This is a genomic window from Desulfonatronospira sp. MSAO_Bac3 (genome assembly GCF_003838035.1).
In the GTDB taxonomy this organism is placed as follows: domain Bacteria; phylum Desulfobacterota; class Desulfovibrionia; order Desulfovibrionales; family Desulfonatronovibrionaceae; genus Desulfonatronospira; species Desulfonatronospira thiodismutans.
In genome coordinates this window covers 1-4,825 of the sequence record NZ_QYZY01000141.1, presented here as the reverse complement: position 1 = coordinate 4,825, position 4,825 = coordinate 1, and the positions used below count along the sequence as shown (strand labels likewise).

General features: G+C 51.2%; 4 protein-coding genes. All 4 read left to right on the top strand.

Translation table 11 applies throughout. The features are described 5' to 3' along the window. Nucleotides 1–771: 771 nt before the first annotated feature. From tmcD to tmcA, 4 genes are read left to right on the top strand one after another with little or no spacing between them, the layout of a single operon-like run. The gene (gene tmcD / locus D5S03_RS05080) at nucleotides 772–2,028 is read left to right on the top strand and encodes an electron transfer complex subunit TmcD (protein WP_008868464.1); all 1,257 of its coding nucleotides are present in this window, start codon (nucleotides 772–774) and stop codon (nucleotides 2,026–2,028) included. Nucleotides 2,029–2,040: 12 nt separating this feature from the next. Further along, nucleotides 2,041–2,700, top strand: coding sequence for a TmcC family electron transfer complex membrane anchor subunit (tmcC, locus tag D5S03_RS05075; RefSeq protein WP_008868465.1), 660 nt, complete (start codon nucleotides 2,041–2,043; stop codon nucleotides 2,698–2,700). 27 nt (nucleotides 2,701–2,727) lie between these two features. Next, nucleotides 2,728–4,056 (top strand): electron transfer complex ferredoxin TmcB, encoded by a 1,329-nt coding sequence (gene tmcB / locus D5S03_RS05070; RefSeq protein ID WP_008868466.1) that lies wholly within the window; start codon nucleotides 2,728–2,730, stop codon nucleotides 4,054–4,056. Nucleotides 4,057–4,077: 21 nt separating this feature from the next. Continuing rightward, nucleotides 4,078–4,482 (top strand): acidic tetraheme cytochrome c3 TmcA, encoded by a 405-nt coding sequence (tmcA, locus tag D5S03_RS05065; protein ID WP_008868467.1) that lies wholly within the window; start codon nucleotides 4,078–4,080, stop codon nucleotides 4,480–4,482. Nucleotides 4,483–4,825 lie beyond the last annotated feature (343 nt).

The window sequence follows — 4,825 nt, the reverse complement described above, 5'->3', positions numbered from 1 at the left end:
GACTGGCTCTTCCGGGACCCACTTGTCCCAAAAAATGAGATGTTTTAAGCACAAAATGATGCTCAAGTGGGTCCCGGAGTGCCTGTCCCCTGCTTTCCTTAAAAGCGCTAAACAGATACATTGTCAAAAGTGAGTCCTGGATCGAAAACCCGACTCAATGCCATCGGCGTCTGCACAAAACGAGAAGTCAATACTTTTGTAGAGATTATTTCTACTTACTGCACTAAGATCTTATCTGTAACCTGTCTTTGCACTTAAATAACATAGCACATGCTTGTTTTCCTTCCCCAGTTCACCCTGCATTTACACTAAACTTGACACCTGCAAAACCTACCAACCCGGTATGCTTTGCAAGTTATTTATAAAGACCAACTAAATTGGTATGCAAACAAGCATCTTGCAAAAAGTACGTTTCAGCAGGCAAACAAGACTTTACAAGGGGATATATTTTGGACTATAGGACATTGTGAAAAACATAATTTTCGAGCTTGTTTACATTTTCCGGGCGTGAACGATTTAACACCGCTCCCACGAGTTTTTTCACGGACTAAGGTTCCAGACTTGAAAAATTTTCACCATGGATACATGGTGAGTTGTATTTATAGTACTGACTTCATTTGTCTAAAAATTTTAAACCAAAGGAGGAGGATAGGTTACACAGCGTCAGGTCTTTCAGCAAAAAATGTTCTAACAATGACGGCAACCTCAAACCAAGAGCATCGCTAAACTATGCCTGAAAACCTTAAACCTTTAAGCATAGGCAGGAAAATGATGGATACTTCAAATTGGGATTGGGAAAAGGGGGTCAAGGTCATTTCAAAAATAAATGACTGCGACGCCGAGACGGAATGGCTGACAGAGCCTTACGCCAGCCCGGACGGCGAAAAGGTCGCTGTCCTGGCCAAGACGGAAGAAGGCTTTGACGTATGCGTCAACGCAAAAGCCTGGGGGCAGACATTTGACAATGCCTGGTATCCCCGTTTCAGCCCCGACGGCAGGCTTACCTGCGTGGCTTCCACGGACATGGAGTGGACCCTGGCAGTGGACGGTGAACCCTGGCCTGAAACCTACGGCTACATCTGGAACACCATGTTCAGTGAAAAGGGTGACGTCATTGCCGCAGCCATTCAGCAGGACGGCACTTACGGCATGGCCATAAACGGCGAGCAGGTGGGCGAGCTTTATGAAACAGCCAGTGAGTTCACCCTGAGCGCAGACGGTAAGAGAACCGCAGCCGTGGTGCAGGTGCAGAGCATGGATGCGGCGGACATTTTCACCTTCCAGCAGGGCTGCTACAGCGTGGCCGTGGATGGACAGGCATGGGACATCAAGGTGGTCAACGCCTGGACCCCGACCTTCAGCCCGGACGGCAGCAGGGTTGCCGCCCAGATGCGCTCCAGTCTTTACGATTACACTATTATCGTTGACGGCACTCCATGGAGCAAAAACTTCGCCATGGTCTGGGATCCCTGCTTCAACCCCAAAACAGGTACAGTGGTGGCACCGGTGCGTATGGCCGGCAAATGGGGTATGGCTGAAAACGAACAGGTCATCTGGGACCCTGTGTATTTTCAGCTCTGGGAACAGAAGTTCTCCCCGGACGGCAATAATCTGTACGCCATCTGTGCTCCCCAGTACGGACGCTGGACGGTTGTACACAACAACAATACCTGGAATGTGCTGGTAAACACCATGCTCACGGACCTGACAGTAAGCCCCGACGGCCAGAGAGCAGCCGCAGCAGCCAAGGAAAAGGACAAGTGGACCATCATGGCTGACGATGCCCTGTGGCCCCAGTGGTACGACATGGTCTGGACCCCGGTTTTCAGTCCGGATTCCAAGCACATCGCAACCAAAGTGGAAAAGCCCGGGAAGAAACTCACCGTGGCCATAGACGGAAAGCATTACAAAGAGGACTTTACCCATTGCTGGGAACCTGTTTTCAGCCCGGACAGCCAGAAGGTACTTATCCGTGGTGTCCAGGGGGGTAAATTTAAACGAATCGTTGCCAAAGTGAACGAATTTTAAGAGAGGAAACCCATGCATAGCTTATACAGTTTTTTAGTCGGTCCAATGGTATGGGTCTCGCTGCTCATTTTAGTTTTCGGTCTGATCGGCAAGTTCATTTACCTGACGAACATGGCCAAAAAGCGGGATCCCTGGGTATTCAACTACTTACAGCTAAAATACGCCCTGCGCTCCATTTTTGTCTGGCTCATACCCTTTGCCACCATGAATATGCGTAGAAACCCGGTCATGACCGTGGTTACCTTTGCTTTTCACATCTGCCTTATACTGGTGCCCATCTTCGCCCTGGCCCACGTAATCAAGTGGGAAGAGGCCTGGGGATTCAGCTGGTGGACCCTGCCGGAAACAGCGGCCATAATTATGTCTTTTATCGTCTTGGGAGGACTGGTGTTTTTTGCGGCCCGGCGCATCAAGCTGCCTGAGGCCAGATACGTCACCAGGCCCCAGGATTTTCTGATTCTCGTGGTAGTGGCCCTGCCATATCTTACCGGGATCCTGGCCTATTACCAGATTTTTGATTATCAGACCATGATCATCCTGCATATCCTGTCCGGACATCTAATGCTCATAGCCATCCCCTTTACCTGGCTCAGCCACCTGCTGCTGTTCCCCATGGCCAGGGCTTATGTGGGTTCCGAATTCCAGGGTGTGCGCAACGTCAAGGACTGGTAAAATAAACCTGATACAGGAGTAGAAACCATGAGTGAAGCTGCAACGGCCAAAAGAATTGCAGATCCGGGACTGGACCAGAGCATTGAAAAGCTTACTCCCGATCGCATAGAGGCCACCATATTAAGAGTAATCAACCAGGAAAACAGCGCCCGTCTCAAGACCTTTGTGGACACCTGCGTGCATTGCGCCCTTTGTTCCGAGGCCTGCCACTACTTCATGTCCTACGACCGTAATCCCCGGTATGCACCGGTGGGCAAGGTCAAGAACACCCTGTGGGAGATGATCCGCTGTAAAGGAAAAGTGTCCAAGGAATTTATCAGGGACGCCGCCCAGATCGCCTACACCGAGTGCAACCTGTGCAAGCGCTGTGTGCATTTCTGCCCCTTTGGAATCGACACTGCCTACCTCATGACCATTGTCCGCCGCATCTGCCACTTGCTGGGCGTAACCCCGCAGTACCTGCAGGACACCAGTCACAGTCACTCCGCCACTTTCAACCAGATGTGGGTCAAGGATGACGAGTGGATGGATACCCTGCAGTGGCAGGAGGAAGAAGCCAGGGACGAGTTCCCCGGACTGCGCATCCCTCTGGACAAGGAAGGCGCGGACATAATGTATTCGGTCATTGCCCCGGAGCCCAAGTTCAGGGCCCAGCTGATCTATCAGGCGGCAGCCATATTCCATGAGGCCGGATCAGACTGGACCATGCCCGCCTCTCCTGGATGGGACAACAGCGACATGGCCATGTTCAGTGGTGACGCGGAAATGATGGGCCGGCTCAAAAGAAAGCATTTTGATACAGCCAGGCGTCTGCGGGTGAAAAAGATAGTCATGGGCGAGTGCGGACACGCTTACCGCTCTGTATACGACATGGGCAACCGCTGGCTGGGGTACAAGGAAATGCCCATCCCCATCATCCACGCCATCCAGTTCTACTGTGAGCTGCTGCGGGCCGGTAAGATAAAGGTGGGCTCAAAGATAAAGGAACTCTGCACCTTTCATGATCCCTGCAACACGGTCCGCGGAATGGGCCTGCACGAAATGGGCCGGGAAGTAGCCCGGGCATTCTGCCCCAACATGGTGGAGATGCATCCCAACCGGGAGCACAACTACTGCTGCTGCGCCGGAGGCGGAGTCATCAACTGCGGTCCCCCGCACAAGATGACCAGGGTGCACGGCAACAGCATCAAGGCCGAGCAGCTCAAAGCCACCGGGGCCAAGATAGTCATCGCCCCCTGCCACAACTGTCACGGCGGGCTTGAGGATATTATCCACCATTACAAGCTGGATATGAAGCTCATGTTTCTTGGCGATATTATATTTGAACATATGCAGAAGCCCGGTGCTGTAGAGTAAAGGCAGACAAAGGAGAAAACCATGTCAAAAAAAATAATCTACCTGTTGGGAACCATCGCTGTTGCGGTCTTTTTCCTTGCGCCGGCTTTGTATTCTTACACAGGCATGACCCATATCTACGAGGATGCGTTCCCCACGAAAGAAAGACCGGCTTCAGTATTTCCCCATGACGAACATACTGATGTCTATGCCCAGGAATACGACCTGGACGAGCTCAAGGATTGCTACCATTGCCATCATTTCGACGGCCCCGACCAGGAGCACACTGATGACAGTGTAGGTATTCCCTGCTCTGACTGCCATCCGGTAGAAACCGATGATCCGGATACCACTCCACTTATGCAGGCCTACCACATCCAGTGCAAGTCCTGCCACCAGGATGAAAAGGCAGGTCCCGTTGCCTGCGGGGAGTGTCACGTAAGATAAATGAATTACGGAAATGGATTGAAAAATCAAGTATTGAGGAATTAGATGAGCTTGAGAGTTAATAATGCCTCATACCGAACCACCCCCGGCCCCTCCTTAACCAAGGAGGGGAGTAGACCGTGCTGTAGGTATGAATAACTTATGTGACAGCAACATTCTGGTTACGAAGATGAAAGTTAAGGCAGGGAAATCCGGATATTAAAGCCGTTATTACTGCATACATTCAAAATAGATAAAGATAATGTAACCATTCAGGGGGTCCTCGATGTTGATAACTGGCACAAGGCCTGGGGACTGTCCCTCGCTGTGTAGGTCTGTGCAGGATCACGGAATTTTGCGCTTG

Excerpts from the sequence above, each read along its gene's own strand:
- tmcD (WP_008868464.1), top strand. The coding sequence starts at position 772 with ATGGATACTTCAAATTGGGATTGGGAAAAGGGGGTCAAGGTCATTTCA.
- tmcC (WP_008868465.1), top strand. The coding sequence starts at position 2,041 with ATGCATAGCTTATACAGTTTTTTAGTCGGTCCAATGGTATGGGTCTCG.
- tmcB (WP_008868466.1), top strand. The coding sequence starts at position 2,728 with ATGAGTGAAGCTGCAACGGCCAAAAGAATTGCAGATCCGGGACTGGAC.
- tmcA (WP_008868467.1), top strand. The coding sequence starts at position 4,078 with ATGTCAAAAAAAATAATCTACCTGTTGGGAACCATCGCTGTTGCGGTC.